Annotated in this window: 36 protein-coding genes, 2 tRNA genes and 2 rRNA genes; 36 read left to right on the forward strand and 4 right to left on the reverse strand. The window is 38.2% G+C overall.

Translation table 11 applies throughout. The annotated features are described in order from the left end of the window. The 4 genes from H3U49_RS00005 to H3U49_RS00020 form a co-directional block, all read left to right on the forward strand. A 23S ribosomal RNA gene (locus H3U49_RS00005) occupies positions 1 to 1,580 on the forward strand; the annotation flags it as partial. Positions 1,581 to 1,654: 74 nt separating this feature from the next. Then, positions 1,655 to 1,771, forward strand: a 5S ribosomal RNA gene (rrf, locus tag H3U49_RS00010). A 10-nt stretch (positions 1,772 to 1,781) separates the two neighbouring features. Continuing rightward, positions 1,782 to 1,854 (forward strand) — tRNA-Asn (locus H3U49_RS00015). A gap of 8 nt (positions 1,855 to 1,862) precedes the next feature. After that, a tRNA-Ser gene (locus H3U49_RS00020) sits at positions 1,863 to 1,952 on the forward strand. A 73-nt stretch (positions 1,953 to 2,025) separates the two neighbouring features. Here the strand turns inward: H3U49_RS00020 and H3U49_RS00025 are convergent. From H3U49_RS00025 to H3U49_RS00035, 3 genes are all read right to left on the reverse strand, one after another. Further along, a complete protein-coding gene (locus tag H3U49_RS00025; RefSeq protein WP_034979873.1) occupies positions 2,026 to 3,138 on the reverse strand; it encodes a tyrosine-type recombinase/integrase in 1,113 nt (370 codons plus the stop codon). Between the two features lie 132 nt (positions 3,139 to 3,270). Next, positions 3,271 to 4,113 (reverse strand): hypothetical protein, encoded by an 843-nt coding sequence (locus H3U49_RS00030; RefSeq protein WP_198178644.1) that lies wholly within the window; start codon positions 4,111 to 4,113, stop codon positions 3,271 to 3,273. Positions 4,114 to 4,206: 93 nt separating this feature from the next. After that, positions 4,207 to 4,953 carry an XRE family transcriptional regulator gene (locus H3U49_RS00035; RefSeq protein WP_198178646.1) on the reverse strand — a complete coding sequence of 249 codons (747 nt, stop codon included), beginning with the start codon at positions 4,951 to 4,953 and terminating at the stop codon, positions 4,207 to 4,209. Positions 4,954 to 5,182: 229 nt separating this feature from the next. On the opposite strand from H3U49_RS00035, the gene H3U49_RS00040 reads away from it, so the two are divergent. From H3U49_RS00040 to H3U49_RS00145, 22 genes are all read left to right on the forward strand, one after another. Further along, the gene (locus H3U49_RS00040) at positions 5,183 to 5,392 is read left to right on the forward strand and encodes a helix-turn-helix transcriptional regulator (protein ID WP_034979875.1); all 210 of its coding nucleotides are present in this window, start codon (positions 5,183 to 5,185) and stop codon (positions 5,390 to 5,392) included. 21 nt (positions 5,393 to 5,413) lie between these two features. Beyond that, positions 5,414 to 5,755 (forward strand): DUF771 domain-containing protein, encoded by a 342-nt coding sequence (locus H3U49_RS00045; protein WP_198178648.1) that lies wholly within the window; start codon positions 5,414 to 5,416, stop codon positions 5,753 to 5,755. A 405-nt stretch (positions 5,756 to 6,160) separates the two neighbouring features. Then, positions 6,161 to 6,451 (forward strand): hypothetical protein, encoded by a 291-nt coding sequence (locus H3U49_RS00050; protein ID WP_198178650.1) that lies wholly within the window; start codon positions 6,161 to 6,163, stop codon positions 6,449 to 6,451. Next, positions 6,438 to 6,917, forward strand: coding sequence for a siphovirus Gp157 family protein (locus tag H3U49_RS00055; RefSeq protein ID WP_198178652.1), 480 nt, complete (start codon positions 6,438 to 6,440; stop codon positions 6,915 to 6,917). The genes H3U49_RS00050 and H3U49_RS00055 overlap by 14 nt, the downstream gene beginning before the upstream one ends. A gap of 11 nt (positions 6,918 to 6,928) precedes the next feature. Continuing rightward, positions 6,929 to 7,648, forward strand: a complete 720-nt coding sequence (locus H3U49_RS00060) for a DUF1071 domain-containing protein (RefSeq protein ID WP_198178654.1) — start codon at positions 6,929 to 6,931, stop codon at positions 7,646 to 7,648. A 4-nt stretch (positions 7,649 to 7,652) separates the two neighbouring features. Further along, on the forward strand, positions 7,653 to 8,462 hold the full coding sequence (locus H3U49_RS00065) for a conserved phage C-terminal domain-containing protein (protein WP_198178656.1): 810 nt from the start codon (positions 7,653 to 7,655) through the stop codon (positions 8,460 to 8,462). A 123-nt stretch (positions 8,463 to 8,585) separates the two neighbouring features. Beyond that, positions 8,586 to 9,275 carry an ATP-binding protein gene (locus tag H3U49_RS00070; RefSeq protein WP_198178658.1) on the forward strand — a complete coding sequence of 230 codons (690 nt, stop codon included), beginning with the start codon at positions 8,586 to 8,588 and terminating at the stop codon, positions 9,273 to 9,275. 12 nt (positions 9,276 to 9,287) lie between these two features. After that, complete coding sequence (locus H3U49_RS00075; RefSeq protein ID WP_198178660.1) at positions 9,288 to 9,503, forward strand: hypothetical protein; 216 nt, start codon at positions 9,288 to 9,290, stop codon at positions 9,501 to 9,503. A 149-nt stretch (positions 9,504 to 9,652) separates the two neighbouring features. Further along, on the forward strand, positions 9,653 to 10,426 hold the full coding sequence (locus H3U49_RS00080) for a phage antirepressor (protein ID WP_198179552.1): 774 nt from the start codon (positions 9,653 to 9,655) through the stop codon (positions 10,424 to 10,426). Between the two features lie 2 nt (positions 10,427 to 10,428). Continuing rightward, positions 10,429 to 11,103 (forward strand): helix-turn-helix domain-containing protein, encoded by a 675-nt coding sequence (locus H3U49_RS00085; protein ID WP_198178662.1) that lies wholly within the window; start codon positions 10,429 to 10,431, stop codon positions 11,101 to 11,103. Continuing rightward, positions 11,078 to 11,566, forward strand: a complete 489-nt coding sequence (locus H3U49_RS00090; protein ID WP_198178664.1) for a hypothetical protein — start codon at positions 11,078 to 11,080, stop codon at positions 11,564 to 11,566. Before H3U49_RS00085 ends, H3U49_RS00090 begins: the two co-directional genes overlap by 26 nt. Positions 11,567 to 11,578: 12 nt before the next feature. Then, positions 11,579 to 11,764, forward strand: a complete 186-nt coding sequence (locus H3U49_RS00095; RefSeq protein WP_198178666.1) for a hypothetical protein — start codon at positions 11,579 to 11,581, stop codon at positions 11,762 to 11,764. Positions 11,765 to 11,780: 16 nt separating this feature from the next. Further along, complete coding sequence (locus H3U49_RS00100; RefSeq protein ID WP_198178668.1) at positions 11,781 to 11,999, forward strand: hypothetical protein; 219 nt, start codon at positions 11,781 to 11,783, stop codon at positions 11,997 to 11,999. 102 nt (positions 12,000 to 12,101) lie between these two features. Then, on the forward strand, positions 12,102 to 12,296 hold the full coding sequence (locus H3U49_RS00105) for a hypothetical protein (RefSeq protein WP_198178670.1): 195 nt from the start codon (positions 12,102 to 12,104) through the stop codon (positions 12,294 to 12,296). Between the two features lie 2 nt (positions 12,297 to 12,298). Then, a complete protein-coding gene (locus H3U49_RS00110; protein WP_198178672.1) occupies positions 12,299 to 12,538 on the forward strand; it encodes a hypothetical protein in 240 nt (79 codons plus the stop codon). Beyond that, positions 12,535 to 13,245 carry a hypothetical protein gene (locus H3U49_RS00115; RefSeq protein WP_198178674.1) on the forward strand — a complete coding sequence of 237 codons (711 nt, stop codon included), beginning with the start codon at positions 12,535 to 12,537 and terminating at the stop codon, positions 13,243 to 13,245. Before H3U49_RS00110 ends, H3U49_RS00115 begins: the two co-directional genes overlap by 4 nt. Beyond that, positions 13,235 to 13,705, forward strand: a complete 471-nt coding sequence (gene ssb, locus H3U49_RS00120; RefSeq protein WP_198178676.1) for a single-stranded DNA-binding protein — start codon at positions 13,235 to 13,237, stop codon at positions 13,703 to 13,705. The genes H3U49_RS00115 and ssb overlap by 11 nt, the downstream gene beginning before the upstream one ends. A gap of 8 nt (positions 13,706 to 13,713) precedes the next feature. Next, positions 13,714 to 14,061 (forward strand): hypothetical protein, encoded by a 348-nt coding sequence (locus H3U49_RS00125; protein ID WP_198178678.1) that lies wholly within the window; start codon positions 13,714 to 13,716, stop codon positions 14,059 to 14,061. 91 nt (positions 14,062 to 14,152) lie between these two features. Further along, positions 14,153 to 14,662, forward strand: a complete 510-nt coding sequence (locus H3U49_RS00130; protein ID WP_198178679.1) for a RusA family crossover junction endodeoxyribonuclease — start codon at positions 14,153 to 14,155, stop codon at positions 14,660 to 14,662. After that, positions 14,655 to 15,152, forward strand: a complete 498-nt coding sequence (locus tag H3U49_RS00135; protein ID WP_198178681.1) for a helix-turn-helix domain-containing protein — start codon at positions 14,655 to 14,657, stop codon at positions 15,150 to 15,152. The genes H3U49_RS00130 and H3U49_RS00135 overlap by 8 nt, the downstream gene beginning before the upstream one ends. A gap of 8 nt (positions 15,153 to 15,160) precedes the next feature. Continuing rightward, complete coding sequence (locus H3U49_RS00140) at positions 15,161 to 15,652, forward strand: ArpU family phage packaging/lysis transcriptional regulator (protein WP_198178683.1); 492 nt, start codon at positions 15,161 to 15,163, stop codon at positions 15,650 to 15,652. Between the two features lie 113 nt (positions 15,653 to 15,765). Further along, entirely contained in the window at positions 15,766 to 16,062 is a 297-nt protein-coding gene (locus tag H3U49_RS00145) for a hypothetical protein (protein ID WP_198178685.1), read from the forward strand. Positions 16,063 to 16,101: 39 nt separating this feature from the next. On the opposite strand, the gene H3U49_RS00150 is transcribed toward H3U49_RS00145, so the two are convergent. Beyond that, positions 16,102 to 16,272, reverse strand: a complete 171-nt coding sequence (locus tag H3U49_RS00150) for a hypothetical protein (RefSeq protein WP_198178687.1) — start codon at positions 16,270 to 16,272, stop codon at positions 16,102 to 16,104. Positions 16,273 to 16,546: 274 nt separating this feature from the next. On the opposite strand from H3U49_RS00150, the gene H3U49_RS00155 reads away from it, so the two are divergent. From H3U49_RS00155 to H3U49_RS00200, 10 genes are all read left to right on the forward strand, one after another. Continuing rightward, entirely contained in the window at positions 16,547 to 16,705 is a 159-nt protein-coding gene (locus tag H3U49_RS00155) for a hypothetical protein (RefSeq protein WP_198178690.1), read from the forward strand. A gap of 20 nt (positions 16,706 to 16,725) precedes the next feature. Beyond that, positions 16,726 to 16,866 (forward strand): hypothetical protein, encoded by a 141-nt coding sequence (locus tag H3U49_RS00160; RefSeq protein WP_198178692.1) that lies wholly within the window; start codon positions 16,726 to 16,728, stop codon positions 16,864 to 16,866. 79 nt (positions 16,867 to 16,945) lie between these two features. Continuing rightward, positions 16,946 to 17,476: a terminase small subunit gene (locus tag H3U49_RS00165; protein WP_232347679.1), complete on the forward strand. Its 531-nt coding sequence runs from the start codon at positions 16,946 to 16,948 to the stop codon at positions 17,474 to 17,476. After that, complete coding sequence (terL, locus tag H3U49_RS00170) at positions 17,457 to 18,905, forward strand: phage terminase large subunit (protein WP_232347678.1); 1,449 nt, start codon at positions 17,457 to 17,459, stop codon at positions 18,903 to 18,905. Before H3U49_RS00165 ends, terL begins: the two co-directional genes overlap by 20 nt. A gap of 15 nt (positions 18,906 to 18,920) precedes the next feature. Continuing rightward, positions 18,921 to 20,333, forward strand: coding sequence for a DUF1073 domain-containing protein (locus tag H3U49_RS00175; RefSeq protein WP_232347677.1), 1,413 nt, complete (start codon positions 18,921 to 18,923; stop codon positions 20,331 to 20,333). Next, a complete protein-coding gene (locus H3U49_RS00180; RefSeq protein WP_198178696.1) occupies positions 20,317 to 21,108 on the forward strand; it encodes a phage minor head protein in 792 nt (263 codons plus the stop codon). Before H3U49_RS00175 ends, H3U49_RS00180 begins: the two co-directional genes overlap by 17 nt. Before the next feature lie 46 nt (positions 21,109 to 21,154). Beyond that, on the forward strand, positions 21,155 to 21,568 hold the full coding sequence (locus H3U49_RS00185) for a LysM domain-containing protein (RefSeq protein WP_198178698.1): 414 nt from the start codon (positions 21,155 to 21,157) through the stop codon (positions 21,566 to 21,568). 2 nt (positions 21,569 to 21,570) lie between these two features. Further along, complete coding sequence (locus H3U49_RS00190) at positions 21,571 to 22,713, forward strand: DUF2213 domain-containing protein (RefSeq protein ID WP_198178700.1); 1,143 nt, start codon at positions 21,571 to 21,573, stop codon at positions 22,711 to 22,713. 14 nt (positions 22,714 to 22,727) lie between these two features. Next, entirely contained in the window at positions 22,728 to 23,216 is a 489-nt protein-coding gene (locus H3U49_RS00195) for a hypothetical protein (protein ID WP_198178702.1), read from the forward strand. Positions 23,217 to 23,226: 10 nt separating this feature from the next. Beyond that, positions 23,227 to 24,156: a major capsid family protein gene (locus H3U49_RS00200; RefSeq protein WP_034979956.1), complete on the forward strand. Its 930-nt coding sequence runs from the start codon at positions 23,227 to 23,229 to the stop codon at positions 24,154 to 24,156. Positions 24,157 to 24,160 lie beyond the last annotated feature (4 nt).

Genomic DNA, 24,160 nt, shown 5'->3' on the forward strand with positions numbered 1-24,160 from the left:
CGAAAGACTAAGGTTTCCTGGGGCAGGCTCGTCCGCCCAGGGTAAGTCGGGACCTAAGGCAAGGCCGAAAGGCGTAGTCGATGGAGAACAGGTAGAAATTCCTGTACTGCGCAGCTTCGTTAATAGCGAAGGAGGGACGCAGGAGGCAAAGAACGCATGGCACTGGAAGCCATGTTCAAGCGTTAAGTGTGGTAATGAGTCAAATGCTTGTTACTGTTAAGCACAAGGCGTGATGAGGAGCGAAATCAAAGTAGCGAAGGTTCAAGCGTCACACTGCCAAGAAAAGCTTCTAGCGAGAAGCTGCGTACCCGTACCGCAAACCGACACAGGTAGTCGAGTGGAGAACACTCAGGTGAGCGAGAGAACTCTCGTTAAGGAACTCGGCAAAATCGCCCCGTAACTTCGGGAGAAGGGGTGCTGGTGTAAGAGCCAGCCGCAGTGAATAGGCCCAAACAACTGTTTATCAAAAACACAGGTCTCTGCCAAGTCGTAAGACGACGTATAGGGGCTGACACCTGCCCGGTGCTGGAAGGTTAAGGAGAGCTGTTAGCGCAAGCGAAGCAGCGAACTGAAGCCCCAGTAAACGGCGGCCGTAACTATAACGGTCCTAAGGTAGCGAAATTCCTTGTCGGGTAAGTTCCGACCTGCACGAAAGGTGTAATGATTTGGGCACTGTCTCAACGAGAGACTCGGTGAAATTATAATACCCGTGAAGATGCGGGTTACCCGCGACAGGACGGAAAGACCCCATGGAGCTTTACTGCAATTTGATATTGGGCAGCTGTTAAACATGTACAGGATAGGTAGGAGCCAGAGAAGATAGCACGCCAGTGTTATCAGAGGCAATGTTGGGATACTACCCTTGTTTGATGGCTGCTCTAACCAGGGCCTCTAAGCGAGGCATGGGACAGTGTCAGACGGGCAGTTTGACTGGGGCGGTCGCCTCCTAAAGTGTAACGGAGGCGCCCAAAGGTTCCCTCAGAATGGTTGGAAATCATTCACAGAGTGCAAAGGTATAAGGGAGCTTGACTGCGAGAGCGACAACTCGAGCAGGGACGAAAGTCGGGCTTAGTGATCTGGTGGTACCGCATGGAAGGGCCATCACTCAACGGATAAAAGCTACCCTGGGGATAACAGGCTTATCTCCCCCAAGAGTTCACATCGACGGGGAGGTTTGGCACCTCGATGTCGGCTCGTCGCATCCTGGGGCTGAAGTCGGTCCCAAGGGTTGGGCTGTTCGCCCATTAAAGCGGCACGCGAGCTGGGTTCAGAACGTCGTGAGACAGTTCGGTCCCTATCCGTCGTGGGCGTAGGAAATTTGCGAGGAGCTGTCCTTAGTACGAGAGGACCGGGATGGACATACCGCTGGTGTACCAGTTGTCTTGCCAAAGGCATCGCTGGGTAGCTAAGTATGGCCGGGATAAGCGCTGAAAGCATCTAAGTGCGAAGCCCCCCTCAAGATGAGATTTCCCATACGTAAGTAGTAAGACACCTCAAAGACTAAGAGGTAGATAGGCTGGGAGTGGAAGAGCCGCGAGGCTTGGAGCGGACCAGTACTAATCAGTCGAGGACTTGACCGCAGCGCCAAGGCAATCAAGGTTTTTTCAAGCAGAGGATTATATTTAGTTTTGAGTGTAAAAGCTCACAAGGAAAGTACGGTGGCAAGAGCAAGAAGGAAACACCTGTAACCATGCCGAACACAGCAGTTAAGCTTCTTCACGCCGAGAGTAGTTGGTGGGAGACTGCCTGCGAGGGTAGGACGCTGCCGTGCTTTTTAGTATTCCGGCTTAGCTCAGTTGGTAGAGCGCTTGACTGTTAATCAAGATGTCGTCAGTTCGAGTCTGACAGCCGGAGTTTAAACTGGAGTGTTGTCCGAGTGGCTTAAGGAGCATGATTGGAAATCATGTATATGGGTTAATCCTGTATCGAGAGTTCAAATCTCTCACACTCCGTAAATAAAAGCTCATAACAATTGATGTTATGAGCTTTTTACTTATCTATGTTCGCCAAAAGTTCGCCATGCTTCTAAATTTCATCAAGTATCTTTACAATTTGTTGATCAGATTTTTGTTTCAGCTCATCAAGCATGTATGCATAAACACCTGCCGTAATACTCATATTTGCGTGCCCTAAGCGTTTAGAAATAGAATATAGGTCAACTCCCTTAAATAATAATAAAGCCACGTGAGTGTGCCGTAAGCTGTGAAAATGGAAGCCTTTTTTATTTATACCGATTTTTGCTAAATGTTGTCGCAAAGTTTTATTTACGGCATTTGAAGTAGGAATGGTTCCTCTATTGTCGATAAAAATTCTTTCATGATTATTTACTTTTAATTTGCTTAAAATATCGAGTAATTTTTGATCAACTTTAATTATTCTGGTTGAAGAAATATTTTTTGTGCTCTTGTTAATTTCATTTGAGTCATAATTTACAATATTTTTATTATCGTAATCCCATGACTTATTTATTGTTATTGTTTTATTTTTAAAATCAATATCATGCCATGTTAAGACTTTTATTTCACCAGGACGCATTCCAGTATAGATAATGGTTAATAACATGTATCTGCTGGTGTAACGAGTATTTAAACCGTTTAGTAATGACTCTTTTAATTTTTGAACTTGCTTAAAGTTTAGATAGTCTATTTTACGTGTACGTTCAGAATTCCACGTTAGGTTAATTCTATCTGTAAAATTGGCTGATATTAATCCTTCACTGATTGCATCTTTGACACAGCTACGAATTGTACCATTTGTTTTTTGAACAGTTACTTTAGCATGTGTTTTTCCATATGAGTTAAAAAAGTCTTGATAACGTGCCCTGGTCATTTTAGACAGCTTTATATTGCCAAAATTTTCTTTAATAAGATCATAGGCTCTACGATAACGCCTTTTAGTGCTATTAGATTTTCCAGGCGCTTTATAGCGGTTATACCACTCGTCAAAGTAATCAGCAAAAGTTGGATCTTGATCCGATATTAAATTTTTATCTTTGGCTACTTCAAATTCATTAGCCCATTTTTTAGCCTGCATTTTGGTAGCAAAGCCGCTTTTAGTCTTATATTTACGATTATTTTGCTCATCATACCAAGATACCTGAGCTTGCCAAGATTTACCACGCTTTTTTATATAAGCCATTTTAAATTTTATCTCCTATGCTATAATAGGGTATGCAAAAGGGCATAACCCTGTTGTATTTGTGATACTTCTAAGAAATTACTATTCGAACTGAAATTTCTTAGAAGTTTTTTGTTTCCAAATATTTAAATTTTATTTTTTTGTCAAGCCTATTAATTCTAAATTAGATAATATAACTTCTCCAGCAGTTAAATCAGCCGTTACTTTGCTGACTTGGCCGCTTTCAGTGTCTGTGCCTAATATTTCGTTCAAATCATCATCTGATCCATCAGAAATCAAATTACCACTTCCTTTTATGGGCCTTATGACATATCTGCCAGGTTTAATATCACGTCCTACTAGCCATATGCCAGCACTAATTTGTGTTTTATAAGTATATTTATCTGGAGTTGGGGTGAAGCTTGTAGACTCTATCCCGTCTAAATTAATTTTGTCACCCTTTACCAAGTTTGTAGTAAATGAAGTTACCTGGTCGCTATCCACATCGTTGCCCAAAATAACGTTAATTGTAGCATCACTATTAGATAGATTGCCACTTCCTTGAATAGCTTTTATAACGTATCTGCCAGGTTTAATATCTCTACCCACCTTATATTTACCTGCGCTTAAAGTAACTGCTTTAGCTGTGTTTTTTTCAGGTTCGGGTTTGGAAGCCTTTTTGGTATTGGAAACTGAAATCTTTTTCTTCTTTTTTTTAACAGATTTTCTAACATTTTTTGGTTTTTTTGAATGATGAGCGGTAGTATTGTATGCTTCATCATGTTTTTCGGCATCATTTGAAGCTGATACAAAGAAACCGCAAATTAAAACTAGTATTAAACCCCATACCCACCAACGTTTCACTAATAGTTTCTTTGGTGGCTTTTTGCTTTGTCTTAATGCCTCTTTATAATCTTTGCTTTTTTTTAACTTTCTGTCACTAATAATCATGTAAATAATAAATATTATTAGTGCAATTATCCATAATAATTCCATTTGCATTCTCCTATTATACTTTTAACAATACATTTACAATTTACCATTTTTATAAACGACTTAAAAGATTAAAATGGCATATGTTTTTCATTCCTACTTAACATCGTATTCCACATGGACAACTTTACCTAGAATTTTTCCAGGCTTATCTTTATTTAAAACGATCGGATCATAGGCATTATTTTCAGGAATTAATATTACTTCATTACCAGCAAATTTAACTCGTTTAATCGTTGCTTCATCATCTATTAGAACAGCTGCTAAATCACCATTTTCAACAGTAGGTTGTCTTACCAATGTTACTAATGATCCGTCTGGAATTAAAGGCTGCATGGAATTTCCTTGGCAATATAGCATAAATAACTTATTAGAAGGGACATGGTCAAATGTCAGATCACGATAGCCTACAACATTTTGTTCTGCAAAAATTGGCTCACCACAGGCAATATTGCCCAAAATTGGTACTCTAACTTGATAATTATGTGGTTTGGCTTGAGTATGCTTTTTAAATTCCTGATCGTTAGCTGGCTGAAGTGGACTTTCGCCTATTGGATAAGAGTGCAAAATTTTAGATAGAGCATCCTTTGTATTCTCATGAACTGTATATTGCGCTTCGTGAAAATTATTAATAGTTTTATTAACTTTGTCAGTCGGATCATTAATTAGATCATCTACAGAGCAATGTAATACACTTGCTACTTTTTCCAAATTTTCAACACTTGGACGCTGCTTTTTCCATTTATAAATGGCATTTTTCCCTAAATGAGCTTGGTCATTTAATTGCAAAAGGCTTAATCCGTGTTGTTTAGCCAACATTTTAATATTATCTATAAGCGACATGTTTATCTCTCCAAAATCTAGACAATCGTCTTGACATATTTAGACAAATGGCTTATTATTAAATCATCAAGTAATTAAGCAAGAAAAAACAAGCCTATCAATTTATATTTTTGGCCTTTAATTGATAAAGCGAAATTTTTCTTTTATTTGTCATACGTTAATTATAGACAATTGTCTAAATTAATGCAAGAACTTGATGAAGAAATAACAAAAAAAGAAGGTGAAATGGATGTTTGATCAGTCTTTAGAAGAAAACGCTAAAAAGTGTGAAATTAGATTTAAAGTTGCCTTATTAGAGCATCAGATTAATCAACGCGAGATGGCTACTAAGCTAGGCACCGGACCGCAACAGATTAATCGAGCTATTAAGGGCGATACCTCTCCTATGTCTAAAAAGCTTAGAAAAAAGATGCAAAAAATCTTAGGTATCACTGACTAAATGAAAGGAAGTGATTATGTAATGGCAAATGTAATAGATTTACCAATACCAGTTGAAACTTTGGCTGGCGTAGTTGACCAAATAATGGAAAAACGGGGTTACGTTCCCGAAAAATCTCTAGTTGGAAGAACAATAAAAATGAAAGAGTTTTCCGAAAAATACTGCGGTAAAAAAGCTCCAAACTGGATCAGATTATTTATTTTTGACGAGTTTCCAGAAGTTAACGTTAAAAACGGTGGTTGGGTTGTTAATCCAAGAAGAACGGAAGAGGGTAGCAAAACTATTATTTTTGAAAAGCCAGCTGCTGAGTGGATGGAAAAGCATCGAAATGACATTGACTGGAATGCAAAGCTACCACAGTAAGTAGATTAAACAAAAAGAAAAGCCACCCTAAAGGATGACTAGTAGATTGAATTACCATGAGATACAAATCCAGATTGCTTATTAAATATAGTTGAAGAAGATGGTTTAGTTGCAGAAATTAAACGCTTGTAATTTTGTAACGTTGTTGTATGAGGAAAAAAATATGGAAAGGATATTAGAAGTATGGCAGCACATATTATACGCAGGTTTTGGCACGTATCCGAAAAGCAAAGGCTTGTTAATCGCATCATTGCTAGTAGCAATTGCTGGGCTGGTATCAACGATTTACGTCCTAAGTTTACCGCCCTTTCTGCCAGGGACGATTTGAAACACAAAAAAGCCCGACTGCAATCGGACTTTAACCAATGAAAAATTGTAAAGAATACTAAGGAGATTATAACACAAATGGAATGTGTAGGTACAGAGGCAAATGGTGGCTTAGCTACCTATGGCGAACCTGACTGTGATTACGAAACTGCACGTGACTTTGTCGTCGCACAAGCATTTTTAATGAATGACTTAAAAAAATACATGGAACAATTAGACTACTCTCCAGATCGCTGGTCTTTCGAAGACTTAATTAATGATTTTGAAGTTTGGTGGGATGACCCGAATGGTGAAGAATGGTACGACCTAGCTAAGTTTTACTTTGATGGGCACGAATTAAAAGAAGGTAACAAAAATGAAACTATTTGAAATTAACAACGCAATTAAAGAAATAGTAGATAAAGATAACATAGATCCAGAAACTTTAAAAGATACTATGGATGCTTTAACACTTACCAGAGAGGCAAAACTTGATGGATTAGCAGGTCTTATTGAACGCGACAGTGCTGATATAGATTTTTTATCAAACAAAATTAAGCAACTGACAGAACAAAAACGTCATTATGAAAATCAAAAAAATAACCTTCAAAATTATATGACTGAAGTGATTGATGATGCTGGGATTAAAGAGCTGCATACAGAGCACTACATTTTAAAGCCACGTAATTTTATGCAAAAGACCATTATTTCAGATGAACGCAAAATACCTAAGGACTATGTCATTACAAAAGAAGTTTCAAAAATTGATAAAAAGAAGCTGTACAGCGATATGAAAGATGGGAAACAAATACCAGGAGCTTATTTAGAGCCTAATAGGAAAACAACGATTAATTAGGAGATTACTTAATGGTTGAAAATAGCAAAGACAAAAAAAGTGTGTACGAAACTCTTTCAAAAATCAACGTTAAACCGATGCTTGAAAAGAAAGGGAAACTCGACTATCTAAGCTGGGCAATGGCTTGGGGCATGGTTAAGCAGGCATATCCAGATGCTAATTATAAAATTACCGAATTTCCTGAATATGTCCAAACAAAAAATGGCTGGGAGGCGACTGGCAGAGATGTTGATTATCGTCAAACTGCAGCAGGTGTTGAAGTAGAGGCAGTTGTAAATATCAGTGGCGAAAGCTATAGCTCCAAGCTGTTTGTAATGGACTATCGCAATAAGCCAATGCTAAACCCAAACTATTTTGATATTAACAAAACTCAACAGAGAGCGTTGGTAAAAGCCTTAGCAATAGCTGGTCTAGGTTTAAATGTTTACGCAGGTGAAGACCTACCCAGTCCTGATGATGGCAAAGCTAAGCCTAAAGAAAAGGCCACGAGAAAAGCTAAACCACAAGCTATTAAACAATTTACTGACAAGCAATTGCTTGAATATGAGATTACTGATTCAAAGGGTCCAGTAAAGCTAGTACAAGTAGTAGCAGAGGCAACTGCAGGTAACAATGAAAGTGCAGCTACCTTACATAGTCTTAGCGGTGAAAGTAAAGAAGCATATTCTCAAATTTACCATCGAAAATTGTACAAGAACTGGCTTGGCTCGCCTTCTGAAGTAGGGAAGTGATTGCATGAAAGCAACATGGCTATACAGTAAGCATCCAATCATTGTTGACATGAAATTAGCGAGTGCAATTGGTCTGAATGAGTCAATTGTCGCTCAACAATTAAATTATTGGCTGAATACGAAATCGGCAAAAATAATTAATGGCAAAAGGTGGATCTATAACACATACAAAAATTGGAGAAAAGATAGTTTTCCCTTCTGGTCTGAGGTAACAATTCGCAGAACTTTTACTAATTTGGAAGAAATGGGAATAGTCGAAACAGGCAACTTTAATAAAGCAGGATTTGATAAGACCAAATGGTATTCAATTAATTCCGATAAGTTAGATGAATTGATGAACAGACGATGTGATCAAAATGAGCAGACGAACTGCTCAAAAAGATCAGATGGAGCTGATCAAAATGAGCAAACCAATACCAGAGATTACACAGATAATACTACAGATAAAGATATAGATAGTTCAGCTGACGCAGAACCTAGCCCTATTCATAAAGATGTCATTGATTATCTAAACGAAAAGATTGGTGCTAGATACAAGGCCAGCTCTGCTATCAACAAACGACTAATTGATGCACGAGTGAAAGAGGGCTACACATTAGACGATTTCAAACGAGTAATAGACAACAAGGTGGCTTCGTGGGCACAAGACCAGAAGATGAGCAAGTACCTGCGACCACAGACGTTATTCGGCACCAAGTTTGAGAGTTACTTAAACGAGCGAGCGCCCAGTGTGCCACAACATGCTGACTTCGGGGAAGAAGCTTACGCTAACGGCAAAATCGAAGGTGTGAACGAAGATGACCTACCCTTTTAGACAGGAGGAGCTATGAAAATAAATGGCAAAGCAGTAAATATAATTGCGCATCGAACAAAGGTAACTAATCAGATATGTCCTAAACATCATGAACATTTAGTTTACTTAGAAGGTTTTAAAAAAATGAAGCCGTTCTGTGAGTTATGCCAAGCCGAAAAAAAGCAATCGGAAATAAAAAAGATGGCTGAAAACTTGAGGATTAGACAGACTAGAGGCTATCTTAAACGGCAATCGTTGGTCGATCGGGGTGAAGTATTTGATTATACATTTGATAATTTCAAGACTAAAGCTGATTCCGTTGAGCGCCAAGCTAAGCAAGGCGCAAGAATGATTGCTGGCGAATATCTCAAATACCCAGATAAGAAGGGCAACAGCCTGCTGTATGGCAATGCAGGTGCAGGAAAAACGCATCTGGCTATGGCTATCCTTAACGCAGTTAACGACAATGCAGACCCAATGGTGAGATGTCTGTTCATCAGCGTCAACAAGCTAATCCGTGAGATGAAGAACTGGTTCCAGGACAAAACAGGAATATGGTCACCTAAACATGTAACAGATGTTGTCAGCAAGGCTAATCTAGTTGTCCTAGACGACCTGGGAGCAGAGAGTGCCAACAACATGGCTACCAGCTTTGTGCAAGACACAATTTTCGATATATACGAGAGCAATCAGCGAATTATTACAACGACCAATTTAAGTTTGGACGAGTTGTACAGAACTTATCACTCACGGCTAGTAAGCAGAATGCAGGAAAGTGATAGACGGAAGGTTATTGACTTTTCAAAAATACAAGATAAAAGACCGAAAATTTAGGAGAAAAACAAAATGGAAGAAACTACTAATTTAAATTTAAACGCTGATATAACTGGCATGCTTGATATTGTAATTAGCGATTTAAAAGAAATCAAAAGTGATATTGAAAGCGGGAGAGATCAGGATATACCTCGCTTATTAGAAAGGTCAAAAGGAATACTGAATTCCTTAAAACTTGAAGATGATGAATCAGATGAAAAACACAGAAAAAGCTACCGATTGGAATAGCATCTACAACAGGATGTTCCAGGAGCGAGCGCTAGATAGATTTAATTATGACTGTACCCACGGCATAGGTGCTTATGACAGAAAAGAAAAAGAAAAACTAGAGGAATTACATCAATTCTTCGTAAAGATTGAGAAAGACAGTGATAACAATGCAAGACGTTCAGTTATTTACATTTGAAAGTCAAAAAGTCAGAACGCTAACTATTGATGATGAGCCTTACTTCGTGGCCAAAGATGTAGCAACCATTCTTGGCTATAAAAAATCAAGAAATGCTATTGCTAGCCATGTTGACGACTATGACAAAAGGCACGCCCCAATTAAGGGCCCCCTTGGTGGAACTCAAAAAGTAACGATTATTAATGAGTCAGGACTATATAGCCTAATCCTCAGTAGTAAGTTGCCAAACGCTAAGAAATTTAAACGGTGGGTAACTAGCGAAGTGCTACCTGCAATTAGAAGACATGGCGCTTACCTGACAGACCAAAAAGCCATTGACATTACCACGAATAAAGAAGGATTGGCTAGTCTGCTAAAGCAAGCAGCCAATCAGCTTGAGCAAAAGGACATTCAAATCCAAAAAATGCAGCCGAAAGCCTTGTTCGCCGATACAGTGTCAGCAAGTGACGACACAATTCTAATTGGTGAATTGGCAAAGATATTAAGAGGCAAGGGTGTTCAGATCGGACAAAACAGGTTATTCCAATGGCTAAGAGAGAACGGCTACTTAATTACTCGCAGAGGCAGTGACCGTAATATGCCAACTCAACGCTCAATGGAGCTTGGCCTTTTCCAAATTAAGGAAACAGTGATTAACCACTCGGATGGTAATCCTTCAATTAAAAAGACACCTAAAGTTACAGGAATTGGGCAACAATACTTTATTGACAAGTTCATGAATAGTTCAGAACAAGTTGAGGCGTAAAAATGAACAGAATTAAAGAATTGCGACAAAGTAAAGGACTAACTCAAGCTGAACTGGCAACTAAACTTGGTGTGACAAGACAAGCCGTTAGTTTATATGAAAAAGGCCAAATAAAGCCTAAGATTGAAACGTTGAAAAAGCTAGCTGAATACTTCGGTGTATCTGTACCTTATTTGCAGAACTTTAATGTTCCAAAGAAAGATTATGGTAATCAAAAGAATAATAAAATTTGGTTTAAAGATGTATTTGAAAAAGAGCATATTGTCAGCATAGAAGAGATTACTCAAGTTACCGTTGACAAGATTTATCTTGATATGTATGAAATTACACTTTGGAATAAATTTAAGCTGATAGGTAAATATCGAATAACTCCTGTGACTATGGACATTATTAATGAAAAGCTAAATAAGTTTTTTAAAAGAAAGAAAATTATTAAGCCACAAAAATTCGAAAAAACAATGTTGAAATTTTCAGAAATAAATGGTGTTGTTCATGAAAAACCACTGGATGAGCTTAAATGCTTATTTGTTGAAATAGGAGAGTTGGAAACCAAAAAATTTTCAGTTCAATTTAAAAATGGAGCACCTTTTTACATAGATAAACAAACATATAATTTTTTTAAAAATATATTTACTAAGAGGAGGACTAAAAATGAACGGCAAGAAAATAACATTTAGTGGAGATTTAGACAACTTCAAAACTAAGGATAAGGGCGTCACAATTCAGATTAAAACAACGACAGACAACCTATCGTTAGACAAGCTTAACGACATTGCAGACGGCAAGATTACTGTATATCTCGAGTCAAGTCAACTTGAATTAATCGAAGAACTAGACGGAGAGTTTGAAGTTAGCGATATAGCAATGTTAGACAAGCTACACAGGATAGATGCTAATGGTCAACGAGAGACCAAATATACGGCTACAACTAAAGATGGCAGTGTCTATGGCTTGGCTGAGGACTTATACGAAGTCCTTAAACAAAAGATGCCCGAAGAGCCAGAAGAACCAGTTGATATTGATGATGATAATGTTCCAGAAGATAACGATAGTGATGCTAAAGACGATAACGACAACGATGGAATAGATCTTTTTGGAATTAACGCTGAAACCAAAAAAGTAGAGCAAGTCTCAGAATAGGAGGAACCAAAATTGGATTTTCGGTGCGATTATTGCCATAAAAAAATGAAGTTGAGCGATAAGGCAATATACTCTGATCGGTTTGATAGTTACTATTGCAGTCTTAAGTGCCTGTTTGATGAACTAGATTTGAAAGTAGATACAGTTAATGAGTTTATTGCTGATGAAGCAAGGGACTTTTACCAGGGCAGAAATTGAATTAGGGAGTATAGGTATGTGTAAATATTGCGAAGGGGAATATGGCACAGAGCTACTTATCAGAAACGAAAAATCAGTTGGAATTTATGCGGCAGAAAGTCAGCTAGAACTACTTAAAGACGCGGGAGACGGAAGATGGCAAATTGTTATCGACAGTAAAAAGATTAACTATTGCCCAGTGTGTGGCAGAAAGTTGGAGGAGCAAAGTGGCAAGAGCAGTATTTCGGAAAAATAAGGATGGCAAGGTTACCTACTTGGGGCATGTGCCACCTGAGTATCAGCTGAAGGACAATGAGTTCTTTCAAAAATTGCCAAATGAAAATGGAAGGCACAATTGATGAAAGTAATATATTTTTTATTTGAAATATTAGGTCTTATATTCGGTGTTATTGGCTATATACTTTTAAATCTCAAATCTGAAAGTAAATTACTGCTAGTAATTGCAATAGCATTAGTTGCAATTGGTTTAATTCTAATATTTGGAACAATTGTTCTAGAAAAATATATGTGGTGGACAAGTTTAGGGTGGTAAAGTTGAAAACGATTATAAAAATGGATGACGGGCGAACACAGTATGATGTGTCAGGTGACATCGCACTCGATTTAATTAAAAGCAAAGAACCATATGCAAAAGTTGATGAGAGTGAACTAGGTGAGATTTATATAAACAAATATCATATTCTTTCCATTCAGCAAAAAAGAGAATATACGGATGATGGCAGGGTAATGACTATAGATCAGGCACTTGGTGAGCAAAAGGAAAGCAAAAAATGAAAGCAGAAGTAATTAATGCTAAAGCTATCAAGTTTACAGACACTGATAACGAAGAACACACAGTGTTAATAAGCGGTATTGAAGAATTACGAATTGAAAGGTATGGCAAAAGATTAGTCTACTGTATAGGTTTACCAGATTGCCCTTGCTTAATTGAAATTGATAAAGATACCTACAAGGTATTTTTCAAATCAATAGAAAAGTGTCTAGGCAACGCTACCGAAAACATTGAAATGGAGACAGAAAGAGACATTTCTAAGAAAATTAAATTTGATGATCTAGGTGGTTGGCAACAAACAGTTCTACCAGAAAACATTGAGGGATTAAGCGTTGAACAATATGATGGGAAGCTCGAATATTATGTGAACATATCAAATAAAGGCTATTCAACTAAAGTAGATTTTAAAACATTTAACATACTTCTTGTAGCCCTAAAAGCAGTTGCACATGTTAAGGAGCAAGCTAATGAAAAGAATGTAATTGAGTTTGACGATGTAAATGGTGTAGGATGTGCGATTAACCTTGATGATTTTGATTATGCAGAAATTGTTCAAATTAAAACAAGCGATATTTTTACAGTTGATATCTGGGATGCTCAGGACGCATTAATTGGCAATTACATAGTTACAGTTGACGTTGCACAAAAGCTCGGTAAAGCATTTGAAAAAACTAGAAAGGAAAGAGGTGCAACTAAAAATGATAAATAGAGCAGTTTTAACTGGTCGATTAACTAAAGACGCTGAACTAAGAACAACACAGAGTGGCTTGTCAGTTGCTACATTCACGTTGGCTGTTAACAGACATTCAAAAGCCAAAGGGGATGCAGATTTTATTAATTGTGTCATTTGGCGCAAAGCTGCAGAAAACTTCTGTAATTTCACGTCTAAAGGTTCACTTGTTGGTATAGATGGCCGAATTCAAACCAGAAATTACGATGACAAAGATGGCAAAAAAGTATATGTAACAGAGGTAGTTGTTGATAACTTTGCATTGCTTGAGTCAAAAAAAGACCGCCAGAATAACAATACTGGCAGTTATGCAAACAACAGTACCAACGGAAATTACAGTAAAGGCAATAATGGAGCGAACTACGATAACAATAGTCAGGACCCATTTAATTCCACAGGCGACACCATAGACATATCGGATGACGACTTGCCATTTTAGGAGAAAAAATGAAAGCATACAGAGTGATATATCAAGGACAGTTTTTCCCATATGGGGCCAGCGAAGACGTTGTTTTTGCTAATACTAGAAAAAGAGCAAAATCAAAATTTTTAGCAAATAAAAGTGTTTTTGGCGGTGTAGAAGAGTGCGAAGACAATGAGACCATCGAGTTATATAGGCTGAAAGAATTAGATAATTGCGAAAAACTCTCACTAATGAAAATGACTGAGAAATTAATTTATGATGTCTCGGAATCAGACTTGGTTTCTGAAATTGGTGAAAAAGAATTCAATAAAAGCAATTCTGATAAAGCTGAGTTTGAAAGAGCTTGGAGAAATGAATATGGTAAAGAATAATAAGCACCTAATTCAGAAGTTATAGTCATACGTTATACATAATTAATATTACTGGACATTTGACGGCTATGAAGTAAAAGGAGGCTAATTAATGCAGAATGACAAGCAAAAATATCACAGCTTGGTATTTGGCATCCTAGGCGATCCGCAAGGTAAGGCTAGGCCGAGGTTTGCTCGCAGGGGAGAGCTTGTCAGTACATACACTCCACAAGCAACTCAAAAGTATGAAGAACTAATTAGATATTGTGCGCTAAAAGTAAGGCAGAAAAACGGCATTACTAAGCCTATCTCAGCTGACATTAGCTTGGGTATCAGAGCTTATTTCAAGATTCCCAAACACTATTCTAAAAAGCGTAAAAAAAGGTGCCTTAATGGCGAAGAAAGGCCTAGTAAGAAGCCTGACAGCGACAATATCGCTAAGATAGTTCTGGATGGTTTAAACCCCAAAATGAAAGTGGATCATGCACAGCACAAAGCAGTATGTGTTCATGAGGGACTATATCGGGATGACAAGCAGGTGGTGTCACTCAAGGTGGATAAGTATTACTCAGAAAAACCAAGGGTAGAAATTACAGCGATATGGAGTGATGAAAGTGGCTGAGATACCTTATGACATAATTCATAAAATAGAAGCCAAATATGGCACACTGGCAATATCCGATGATAATCCGCTGATGATAAAACTGCACAAAGCAACAGGGGCAGAGCCTCGGCTAAAAATGAAGACAAGTGCCACTGGTAAGCATTTTACGCCACATTATTATGATGATGAAGTTATCAGGCTGACTAAGATGGGCTATTCTGTAGGTGAGATTGCTACAAAATTAGGCCACACTAGATCAACAATAAACAAGATATTGCTTTACTATAAAATTAAGCCTAGGGATATATTTAAGGGCAAATACGATGATGTTTATATCGTTAATTTAAGCAATTTAAAATATTGGGGAATTGTAGCAAAGAATACTGAAGTAGCTAAAAGGAAAACTCACCATGAGTTTATCGTTAAGAAATATCATTGGTGTGATATAAAGCCCGGTGAAAAGTACATGGTAGCTGGCAATGATACTGAAGTTTTTGTAAAAAAGTAAGGTTGTAGATGATGATTGGAGTTGTCGAATTGAGTTTGTTTAAAAAATCAAAAATCAATAAAACAAAAACGATACAGAACGTTAGGGAGTTTTTTGAAGATGACTTCAAGCATTATCTTAACCTTGCTAATAAGCATTTAAGTGATATCTCTAGTCCCACTTTAGATGATAGTGGCATTGCAGTGCATGATGGGCTTAATCATCAAGATGAACGCATAACTATTAACATTGATGCTCAAAATGTTGTGAGGGCTGTAGACCATACTATCAGTAGCTGTAGCTACCCCAGCAATATTATTTTGTATCTCTATTTCATTCAGAAAATTTCAAACGATAATATTGCTAAAAGGCTTGGATATCAGAATACAAGATTTCATGAAATAAAAAATGATGCGCTAGTCGAGTTTGCCGAAAGGTTCGATTTCTGGAGGCAGGAAGATAGTACGGATATAGAAGACTTACGCAGTTTCGAAGATTCTGAAACTGTGACCGATAAATAAAAAAGCGGAGTTTTAGCGGACACTTAGCGGAGTAAAAGCGGACAAAGAGCGGAGGTCAGGCGGAGTGTTTTCGTTATATTATGGTAGTGTCGAAAGATTAGGAGAAATAAGCTATGGAAAATTATAGTGATGAATTAGTTAGAAATTTGACAGATCTAATCAAAGAACATGACAGGAAAGTATTAATTTCAAGTATTGCGGAAAAGCAAAAGAAGGAAAAAGAAAAATCCAACGAAATGATGAATACGGATGAAATTTCTAAAAAAGTTGTTGATTTCTCTGGCATAGCAATGGATTTTTGCAAGAAAACTTTAGAAGCACAAATGGAAAATCCAGAAAGCATTGATCCTTCTAGATTGTCAGCAATAACAAATCTTTATAAAGCTGTTTACAGTGCATGGTTTAATTAATAATCGTCCGGAACGACGTTAAACTATTGTCAACAATTCTTAAGTTTTTTCATTAATAACCTTTTCAAAAAAGTTGCGGTAATGGTTGTAGCCTGGTTCGATTCCAGACATCGCAATATAGGGACGTGGCAGTAAGTAACTGCATGTGGCGATCGTATAAACACAAGAAACACAAGTTTCAGGTGCAACTCCTGACGTTCCTCTAGACACGCCAAGACCTTAATGCATGTTTATTTTTCAGGAATATCCATAATTATGTTTTTAGAGTTTAGTGATTGAATATTAAGTGAGCGTGTCAAATCAAATATGGATTAATTGATATGGTAATCAAATTATTTAATGCAAGGGTTAGACCTATCAGTAATCCATATTTTTTATGTCCTTAATGTAAAAGTAGCATGGCGGTCTCGAAAATCGCAGATGATGGTTCAAGCCCTGCAGGACATTTTTGACTAAATAAAGAGATTGGAAGGAAATATATGCAATGCTTAATAAAAAAAGACTAAAAGCTATAGCAAATAAGCTTGGGATTAAAGTTACTTTTGATTCGGATAATCCCGGCTTTTTCTCGGAAAATGACAAGAAAAATTATAACTTTTCTGATTTAGATAGGGTAATTGATAAAACATTACGATTGTTTTAAATCAAAGGAAGGCAAAGTAAATGAAGATAACAGTAGAAGTGACTCCTAATGAAATTATTGAATTAACAAGGAAAAGAAAGTCACTTGATGGCAAAAAATATGCAGATATTATAACAAATAGCCTAAATAAGGCTTTTCAGGAAGCAATGAAAAATTTGTAGTAATAACCAGTGTAAAAAATTTAGCACCTATAGTTAGGCGCTTTTTTTGTACCTAAAAATAGAAAGAAGGTGATAAGTATTGAAGGATAAGCTTACGGTTAAACAGCGCAAATTTGCAGACGAATATATGATTTCGGGTAACGCGACAGAAGCGGCTATTAAAGCTGGTTATAAGAAAAAATCAGCATATTCAATCGCCGGGCAAAACTTGAAAAAACATGAAGTCATCGCCTACATCCAAAAAAGGCGGAAGTCAATTGATAGTAAGAAAGTTGCAGACCAGAAAGAGATCTTTGAATACTTATCATCAATTATGAGGGGCGAGGAAAAAGAAAAGGTGATGACATCTAAGGGTATAGTTGAAGTTCCGATCCCTGTTAAAACGAGATTGAATGCAGCCAAAGAACTGCTAAAACGCAATCCAGGCGATCCGTTAATCAAAGCACAGACGGAAAAAGCAATTGCTGAAGCTAAACTTGCAACGGCACAGGCAGAGGAAGTAGACAAGATAGTTGATTCATCGGCTAAAAAGTTTGAAAAATTGTCTGTTGATGACCTTAAAAAACTAGCACATATAGGGGATGATATTGATGAAGTACAGCCACAGTGAGATACGTGCAATTGAGCGTGGCGCGCAGGAAGAACTAGCAAGGCGTGAGTATCAATATTTTTTCGAGCTAGCTAACCCTAAATTGAAACTTTATCCTCACATAAAGTATATTTGCCAAAAAATGCAGAAGATCATGAATGGGGAGCAGAAGTTCTATATCGTAGAAATGCCTCCGCAACACGGTAAATCGACAACGATTACCGAAACTTTTGCTAGTTACTTCTTAATGAAGAATCCAGATAAGCATGTCATGATAACCACCTATTCAGAGTATCTATATACTCAGTTTGCCGAAGCCAATAGAAAAATTTTTAGCAAATGGGCACCAAGGCTTTTTGGCTTAAAGATGAGTAAAAACACGTCAAAAACATTCAATATCCTTAATCACGATGGTGGTTTCTATGCAACATCAATGTTAGGTGGTGCTTCTGGTATGTCAGCAGACTTGTTAATTATCGATGATCCAAACAAGAATGCTGAGGAAGCGTCTTCAGCAACAATCAGGAAAAAGATATGGGATGAGTGGACGATGACCTTTTATCCTAGACTCCAAAAAGGTGGCTCCGTTATTGTCATTATGACAAGATGGCACACAGAAGATCTTGCTGGTCAATTGCTTAAGAACAAAGCTTTACCGTGGGAAGAAATAAAGCTTCCAGCAATTGCAGAAAACATCCCTCCTGGTGAGACAGATGCAATAGGCAGACACAATGGGGATGCACTATGTCCTGAATTGCATTCTTTGGAAGAACTGGAAACGCATAAGCTTGACATGGGGAGCCATAAGTTTGAGGCAATGTACCAACAGTCACCAACGATAGAAGGTGGCAACATCTTTAAACGTGAATGGGTTAAATTCTATGTTCCTAATAGACAAAAGATGACAGAGCTAGGACTAACTGAAAGAGATGTGGAGATACCAGAAAGGCACTTCGATGAACAGGTTCAAGCTTGGGATGCAACTTTTAAGAGCAAAGAGAATGATGACTTTGTAGCAGGTCAGACATGGGCTAGACGTGGTGCCAGGTTATATCTATTACCGCACTGGTGTCATAAGCGCTTATCTTTTACACAAACACTAGATGCCATTAGATCAATGACGCAACGTTATCCACATGCCACAGCAAAACTTGTGGAAGACAAGGCTAATGGTCCAGCTATTATCGATACCCTGAAGAAAGAGATACCTGGTATTGTTCCAGTATCACCTGGAGCGGACAGCAAAGAGGCACGTGCTAGTTCTGTCAGTCCAATATGGGAGGCAGGACAGATATACGTACCGCATCCCTTATGGATACCAGAAATCGATGATTGGCTAGAAGAGATATTCGGATTCCCTAATATGCCACACGATGACAATGTGGATTCGATGGTCTATGCAGTGAGACGGTTAAACAAGAAATCAAATGGTCCATTTATCAGATTTTAGAAAGGAGGCAGATCATTGTTTGGAATAGGTAAAAAAGAAAAGAAAGAAAAGAGAAATAAGACTATCCGCTCTGATGGGATAGATATGAATTCACACCTACCGTATGCAATGCTACATTGGCGATATAGTTGGGATGAGCAAGACTATGACAAGCTCAATAACCAATATAAACATGATGCTATTGCACGTAGAGTGGTGGCCAAACCTGCAGAAGATGCTACACGTAATGGCTGGCGGTTGGTTATTGCAGATGATCCAGATAAACAGGAGACTTACCAGGACGCGCTAGACAAGTTAAGACTAAATGACGTGCTAACTCAACAGCTGATATATCAGCGACTGCATGGTGATGGCTATATTAATGTTGGCGTGAAGGAGATCAACAACGGGAGTTCTGATTTAAGCAAGCCTCTAATACCTGAGAATGTTAAAGACGTAGCATTCGTTCATGCTTTCGGGCAGAATCACATTGAACAATATCAATACAATGATGATCCAACAAGCGACAACTACAAGAAAGAGCAGTCTATTACTATAAGACCTACACAAGCAGGATATAAAACAAATGAGCAAGGGATGCAGATTCCTAATCCAGTCAATTCTAAACCGATCGTGCTAGACAAGAGCCGTTATTTTCACATTACGCTTGATAAATTTGAGGATGATGCCACAGGTACGTCAATAATTACCAGATGCTCTGAACAGTTAAAAGCGATGAACATAGCGCTTGAATCAACGGGCAAAATGTTACGTGAATTCACATTCAAAGTTGTCAAAAGTGACGAATTAGCTAATGAAAATGATGAAGATTTCGATCGTGACTTTAGAAGGCTAACACAGGTTATGGATACTGAGGCAACAGCAGTTATCCACCAAGGCGATGAAATAGTAAAGGTAGCAACACCAGTTAATGGATATGACACATTGCTCAACTTTGTTTGGCAAGAACTAAGTGCTGCATGCAACATCCCTAAGTCAGTGCTGACTGGAGAACAAGCAGGATCTCTGGCAGGAGCAAGCCAAGATGTAGTCAACTACTATGACACAGTCAAATCGATGCAAGAGTCACTACTTAAACCTGAAATAGAGTACATTGTCAGGTTGCTGATGTATGCTGACGATATCGGAAACGGTCAAGAAGATCCAGACGAATTGGATTGGCACATTGAGTTTAACCCATTGTGGTCACCTGATGACAAGACGCAGTCTGAGACGTTCAACAACAATGCAAACGCTGCTTCCACCCTGGTTGGCTCTGCTATTTATGATCCTGATGAGGCAAAGCAGATACTGAATGGTATGAGCAATAATGCTATTCAAGGGATGCAGAACGTTACAAAAAATGACAGCTCTGACAAGCTAACACCAGATCAGGTCAAGCAGTATCTCGATGACATGAAGAAGGCAACTCATGGTAAAAAGACGTAATGGCTATCCGCTAAAATTGGAACGCTGGTATGAACGGAAGATGGATCAGCTAATTAGGAAGTGGCAAAAGCAGGCTAATCAGTTCGTTGATTTACATCTAAAGCAATATGTGACTGGTGGAACCAAAGTATTGCATGATGCTGCTAATGATGATCCTAACTGGGCTAATTCTATTCAGCAATCCTTAAAACTGTTTTCTCTAGCAATGGATGACACACAGGAAGAAAGGACTATTGAGTCGCTGGTTACTAGGTGGCTTATATCGATCAATAACTTCAGCTTGCAGAAAGCTAAGAAGTATACGGTCACTGTGGGCAAAGAAGAAGGCACAATAGCTCTTAATCCTTTGATGGGCGAAACTGTATTGAGCAATTACACTAAGGGCAAAATAGCTGAAAATACAGCCTTAATTAAAACAATGAAGCACAGATATATTGATCAACTGAAAACAGACATATATCAAAACATCAATCATGGAGGTGGTGTTACTGATATTTCACATGCAATTAATTATCGAACAGGGATGACATTACGGCATGCAACATTGATAGCTAACGACCAGACAGGCAAGGCATTGTCACAGCTAGACGCTTACCGAAGTCAGAAGGCTGGCTATAGCAAGTACGTTTGGCGGTCGATGGAAGATGGACGAGTAAGACCTAAGCATCAGAACCTAGATGGCAAGACATTTAACTATAACGATCCTAATGGTGGCGATAATGGACTACTGCCAGGAGAGCCAATACGATGTCGTTGCTATGCCGAACCAGTATAGATGACACTCACTCGAGTGTCTTTTTTTATGCCAAAGGAGGGCAAAAATGGCAGATGATAACAAGAAAACTGATAAGAGTAATAACAATAATGGCAGTACAGGTAGCAATACTGTTAAGCCAAGTGGCACGGCAGTAGCAAGCTCAAATAATGGCAGTGCTAGCACAACTCCAACATGGACTAAGCCAGCTACTGCAAGTGCAGATACCAAGCCAGCACCAACAGCAAATAAAGGAGGTGAGAAGATGGCAAAAGACCCAGAAGGGATGTTTGACTACTCAAAATGTCAGACATACACAGTTAAAAAGGGCGATACATTGTTTGATGTAGCTCAGAAGTTCGAAGTAGTATTGCAACAGCTACGCTATTTTAACCATTTAGACAAGGCAACATGGCGTATTAAAGAGGGACAGACATTGTATATTCCTGTTAAGCCCGTCCATGTGCCGACAGGTAAATAGAGATGCTTACGCGGTATGATACTGCACCTATCGATAAAGTTACACAGGACGCTCAGACAGGTTTTGTTCACATCACAGATGTGCCAATAGCTCGTGTGGGTGTTTTTCCATATCTCAAGGCAGATAGTTCTATTGAAATGGAAGCTAAGCTTCCTGATGAACTATTAAGCGATAGCACAGTTTCTAGTGCTGACAGCAAACCAGTAACTAATGATCATCCCACAGAGTTAGTTAATCAGCAAAATGCCTCAAAATATATGAAAGGGTTCACAGCTGATAATGCACATGTGGATAATGACACATTGAAGGTCGACATGACGATTACTGATGCAGACCTTATTTCAGAGATAAATAAGGGCAAGCAGGAGCTGTCTATTGGGTTTGAGACGGAAATTGTGCCCGAAAAAGGTGAATACAAGGGCATTGCTTACGATTCGGTGCAGAGAAATATACAAATAAACCATGTGGCTGTCGTTAAACATGGTCGTGCTGGTCATTCAGTACGATTAATAGGCGATAGTGCAGAAATGGTTCAACAAGATAATGTTGATAAGAAAGGAAAACAGATGGATACAACAAAGGTGCGCTTAGATGGCGCAGATGTAACAGTTGCTACTGGGGATGCTGACAAGGTTATCAAGTTAGATGCTGACAACTCTGAAAAAGCTAAAAAAATAGCTGAACTTGAAAATGAAATCAAAGAAAAGCAAAAAGAGCTTGATGAACTAAAAGGAAAATCGGATGAAGACAAGAAAAATGTTGATAAAGCTCAGGCTAAGGCTGATGCAGCTGAAAAAGAGTTAGCAGACCTCAAGAAAAAGTATTCTGGGGATGCTATGGACAAGGCTGTTACTGCACGTTTGGAATTGATTAACAAAGTTAAACCTTATGTAGGGGATAGCTACGATTTTGCAGGTAAATCAGAAAAAGAGTTAAAGCTTGACGCTATTAAAGCACTAGATGATTCAGTTGATTTAACTGATAAGTCTGATGACTATATCGATGCTTATTTTGACTCTATGTGCAAGACAAACGACTCAGCACATATTAATGGATACAATGGTCCACAGCCCAATATTGGCAAAGATAGTAATGATTTAGATGAATTAAGAAATAAACGGTACAACTTTAGTAATCAATTTTAAGGAGGTAAAAAGTAATGAGTTTTGGAATACCAGACGGTAGACTATATCACGATAATCCGCTAAGTGCAGGATCAGTTGCAGCTCCTTTTGACTCAACAGCAGTTAACACAGAACATGCTGGAGCTGAAATTGCTTTTGGTGACGCAGTTGTGATTCAGGATGGCAAAGTTATACCAGCAACAGCTGGACCAATTTATGGTGTTGCTTTAAAGAGAACTTATGTTGATGGTGACAACTTGTTTGAAGAAACTATTGAAAACGATAAATGGAAAGTAGGAGAAACTTTAGGTGTTATGAGGGATGGAACTATTTGGGTTCCAATCAGTGAAGATGTTGACCGTGGAGAAAATGCTGCAGTTGACTCTACCGGTAAGTTTAAACCAGCGACAGGAAACGATGTAGTAGTGGGTGTGTTTACTTCAGATGGGGAAAAGGACTCAACAGCAAAACTGCAGACTAGAATTCAATTCGCACCTGATAAAACAGAAACTAATAGTAAATAGGAGGAACTAAATGATTAATTCAGGATTAATTAGTAGCCGAGATTTAATTTATCTTGACAAAATCGTATATAACCCGAAGAGCGCGCCACTAATTGCAGACAGCTTGTTTTCATCAATTCAAATACCAGAAATTTTAAAAGAATATCATTTCCTGGTACGTGATGGTAATGCTTCTGCAGCAGAGTTCACTAATCGTATGACAGACATCCCTGAGGTTGATGAAGGCGTAACAGAGTATTCTGTACCAATCACCAAAAATGTACTGGCACTGTCTTATACAGAAGATGAACTTAAAGAGGCTGCCGTGTTAGGTATTGACTTATTGGCAGATAAAGCAAGTCTGGTTAACCGTGGACTTGCTGAACGTAAGGACAAAATCATTTTTAACGGATTAGAATCCAAAGGCATTATCGGTTTAACAAATACTAATACGGATAAAACAGGCTTCCAACAAATTAATGCAGAACAAACATTTGCCGAATTTGGCACAGATACTGAAGATGGGGCTCTCAAGTTACGTAATTTCTTGAAAGATGCAATTAGCAAGATTACGCACTTAGTCGGTTATGCTGATTCAAAACCAACATTGCTACTTCCGCAGGCAGAAATTGATGAGTTGGAACGTCCTTTCAATAAGTACAATCCAGACAAAACAGTTAGATCAATGATTGAGCCATGGTTGTCAAAGATTGTTGCTGTGCCAGAACTTGAAGGCAAGTATTGGCATGCAAAGAACTCACATTTGGCTGATAGAAATAAGGATATGGGTATCTTATGTTTAACAGACCCTGATATTGCTCAAATTCCCGTTGCTTACAAGGTACAACGCCAACCAACAGAATATCATAATATGGTCACTAAAATTCCGTATAAGGAAAAGCATGGTGGTTTGGCAGTCCGTTATCCTTCAGCATTCGTTCAACTACTGAACATCAACTAGAGGT

Origin of the sequence: Lactobacillus sp. W8174 (assembly GCF_016100975.1) — a bacterium.
Classification (GTDB): domain Bacteria; phylum Bacillota; class Bacilli; order Lactobacillales; family Lactobacillaceae; genus Lactobacillus; species Lactobacillus juensis.

What these genes read in the sequence shown, in the direction of transcription:
- H3U49_RS00025 (WP_034979873.1), bottom strand. Translation starts at nt 3,138, where the DNA reads ATGGCTTATATAAAAAAGCGTGGTAAATCTTGGCAAGCTCAGGTATCT.
- H3U49_RS00030 (WP_198178644.1), bottom strand. Translation starts at nt 4,113, where the DNA reads ATGGAATTATTATGGATAATTGCACTAATAATATTTATTATTTACATG.
- H3U49_RS00035 (WP_198178646.1), bottom strand. Translation starts at nt 4,953, where the DNA reads ATGTCGCTTATAGATAATATTAAAATGTTGGCTAAACAACACGGATTA.
- H3U49_RS00040 (WP_034979875.1), top strand. Translation starts at nt 5,183, where the DNA reads ATGTTTGATCAGTCTTTAGAAGAAAACGCTAAAAAGTGTGAAATTAGA.
- H3U49_RS00045 (WP_198178648.1), top strand. Translation starts at nt 5,414, where the DNA reads ATGGCAAATGTAATAGATTTACCAATACCAGTTGAAACTTTGGCTGGC.
- H3U49_RS00050 (WP_198178650.1), top strand. Translation starts at nt 6,161, where the DNA reads ATGGAATGTGTAGGTACAGAGGCAAATGGTGGCTTAGCTACCTATGGC.
- H3U49_RS00055 (WP_198178652.1), top strand. Translation starts at nt 6,438, where the DNA reads ATGAAACTATTTGAAATTAACAACGCAATTAAAGAAATAGTAGATAAA.
- H3U49_RS00060 (WP_198178654.1), top strand. Translation starts at nt 6,929, where the DNA reads ATGGTTGAAAATAGCAAAGACAAAAAAAGTGTGTACGAAACTCTTTCA.
- H3U49_RS00065 (WP_198178656.1), top strand. Translation starts at nt 7,653, where the DNA reads ATGAAAGCAACATGGCTATACAGTAAGCATCCAATCATTGTTGACATG.
- H3U49_RS00070 (WP_198178658.1), top strand. Translation starts at nt 8,586, where the DNA reads ATGAAGCCGTTCTGTGAGTTATGCCAAGCCGAAAAAAAGCAATCGGAA.
- H3U49_RS00075 (WP_198178660.1), top strand. Translation starts at nt 9,288, where the DNA reads ATGGAAGAAACTACTAATTTAAATTTAAACGCTGATATAACTGGCATG.
- H3U49_RS00080 (WP_198179552.1), top strand. Translation starts at nt 9,653, where the DNA reads ATGCAAGACGTTCAGTTATTTACATTTGAAAGTCAAAAAGTCAGAACG.
- H3U49_RS00085 (WP_198178662.1), top strand. Translation starts at nt 10,429, where the DNA reads ATGAACAGAATTAAAGAATTGCGACAAAGTAAAGGACTAACTCAAGCT.
- H3U49_RS00090 (WP_198178664.1), top strand. Translation starts at nt 11,078, where the DNA reads ATGAACGGCAAGAAAATAACATTTAGTGGAGATTTAGACAACTTCAAA.
- H3U49_RS00100 (WP_198178668.1), top strand. Translation starts at nt 11,781, where the DNA reads ATGTGTAAATATTGCGAAGGGGAATATGGCACAGAGCTACTTATCAGA.
- H3U49_RS00105 (WP_198178670.1), top strand. Translation starts at nt 12,102, where the DNA reads ATGAAAGTAATATATTTTTTATTTGAAATATTAGGTCTTATATTCGGT.
- H3U49_RS00115 (WP_198178674.1), top strand. Translation starts at nt 12,535, where the DNA reads ATGAAAGCAGAAGTAATTAATGCTAAAGCTATCAAGTTTACAGACACT.
- ssb (WP_198178676.1), top strand. Translation starts at nt 13,235, where the DNA reads ATGATAAATAGAGCAGTTTTAACTGGTCGATTAACTAAAGACGCTGAA.
- H3U49_RS00125 (WP_198178678.1), top strand. Translation starts at nt 13,714, where the DNA reads ATGAAAGCATACAGAGTGATATATCAAGGACAGTTTTTCCCATATGGG.
- H3U49_RS00130 (WP_198178679.1), top strand. Translation starts at nt 14,153, where the DNA reads ATGCAGAATGACAAGCAAAAATATCACAGCTTGGTATTTGGCATCCTA.
- H3U49_RS00140 (WP_198178683.1), top strand. Translation starts at nt 15,161, where the DNA reads ATGATGATTGGAGTTGTCGAATTGAGTTTGTTTAAAAAATCAAAAATC.
- H3U49_RS00145 (WP_198178685.1), top strand. Translation starts at nt 15,766, where the DNA reads ATGGAAAATTATAGTGATGAATTAGTTAGAAATTTGACAGATCTAATC.
- H3U49_RS00155 (WP_198178690.1), top strand. Translation starts at nt 16,547, where the DNA reads ATGCTTAATAAAAAAAGACTAAAAGCTATAGCAAATAAGCTTGGGATT.
- H3U49_RS00160 (WP_198178692.1), top strand. Translation starts at nt 16,726, where the DNA reads ATGAAGATAACAGTAGAAGTGACTCCTAATGAAATTATTGAATTAACA.
- terL (WP_232347678.1), top strand. Translation starts at nt 17,457, where the DNA reads ATGAAGTACAGCCACAGTGAGATACGTGCAATTGAGCGTGGCGCGCAG.
- H3U49_RS00180 (WP_198178696.1), top strand. Translation starts at nt 20,317, where the DNA reads ATGGTAAAAAGACGTAATGGCTATCCGCTAAAATTGGAACGCTGGTAT.
- H3U49_RS00185 (WP_198178698.1), top strand. Translation starts at nt 21,155, where the DNA reads ATGGCAGATGATAACAAGAAAACTGATAAGAGTAATAACAATAATGGC.
- H3U49_RS00190 (WP_198178700.1), top strand. Translation starts at nt 21,571, where the DNA reads ATGCTTACGCGGTATGATACTGCACCTATCGATAAAGTTACACAGGAC.
- H3U49_RS00195 (WP_198178702.1), top strand. Translation starts at nt 22,728, where the DNA reads ATGAGTTTTGGAATACCAGACGGTAGACTATATCACGATAATCCGCTA.
- H3U49_RS00200 (WP_034979956.1), top strand. Translation starts at nt 23,227, where the DNA reads ATGATTAATTCAGGATTAATTAGTAGCCGAGATTTAATTTATCTTGAC.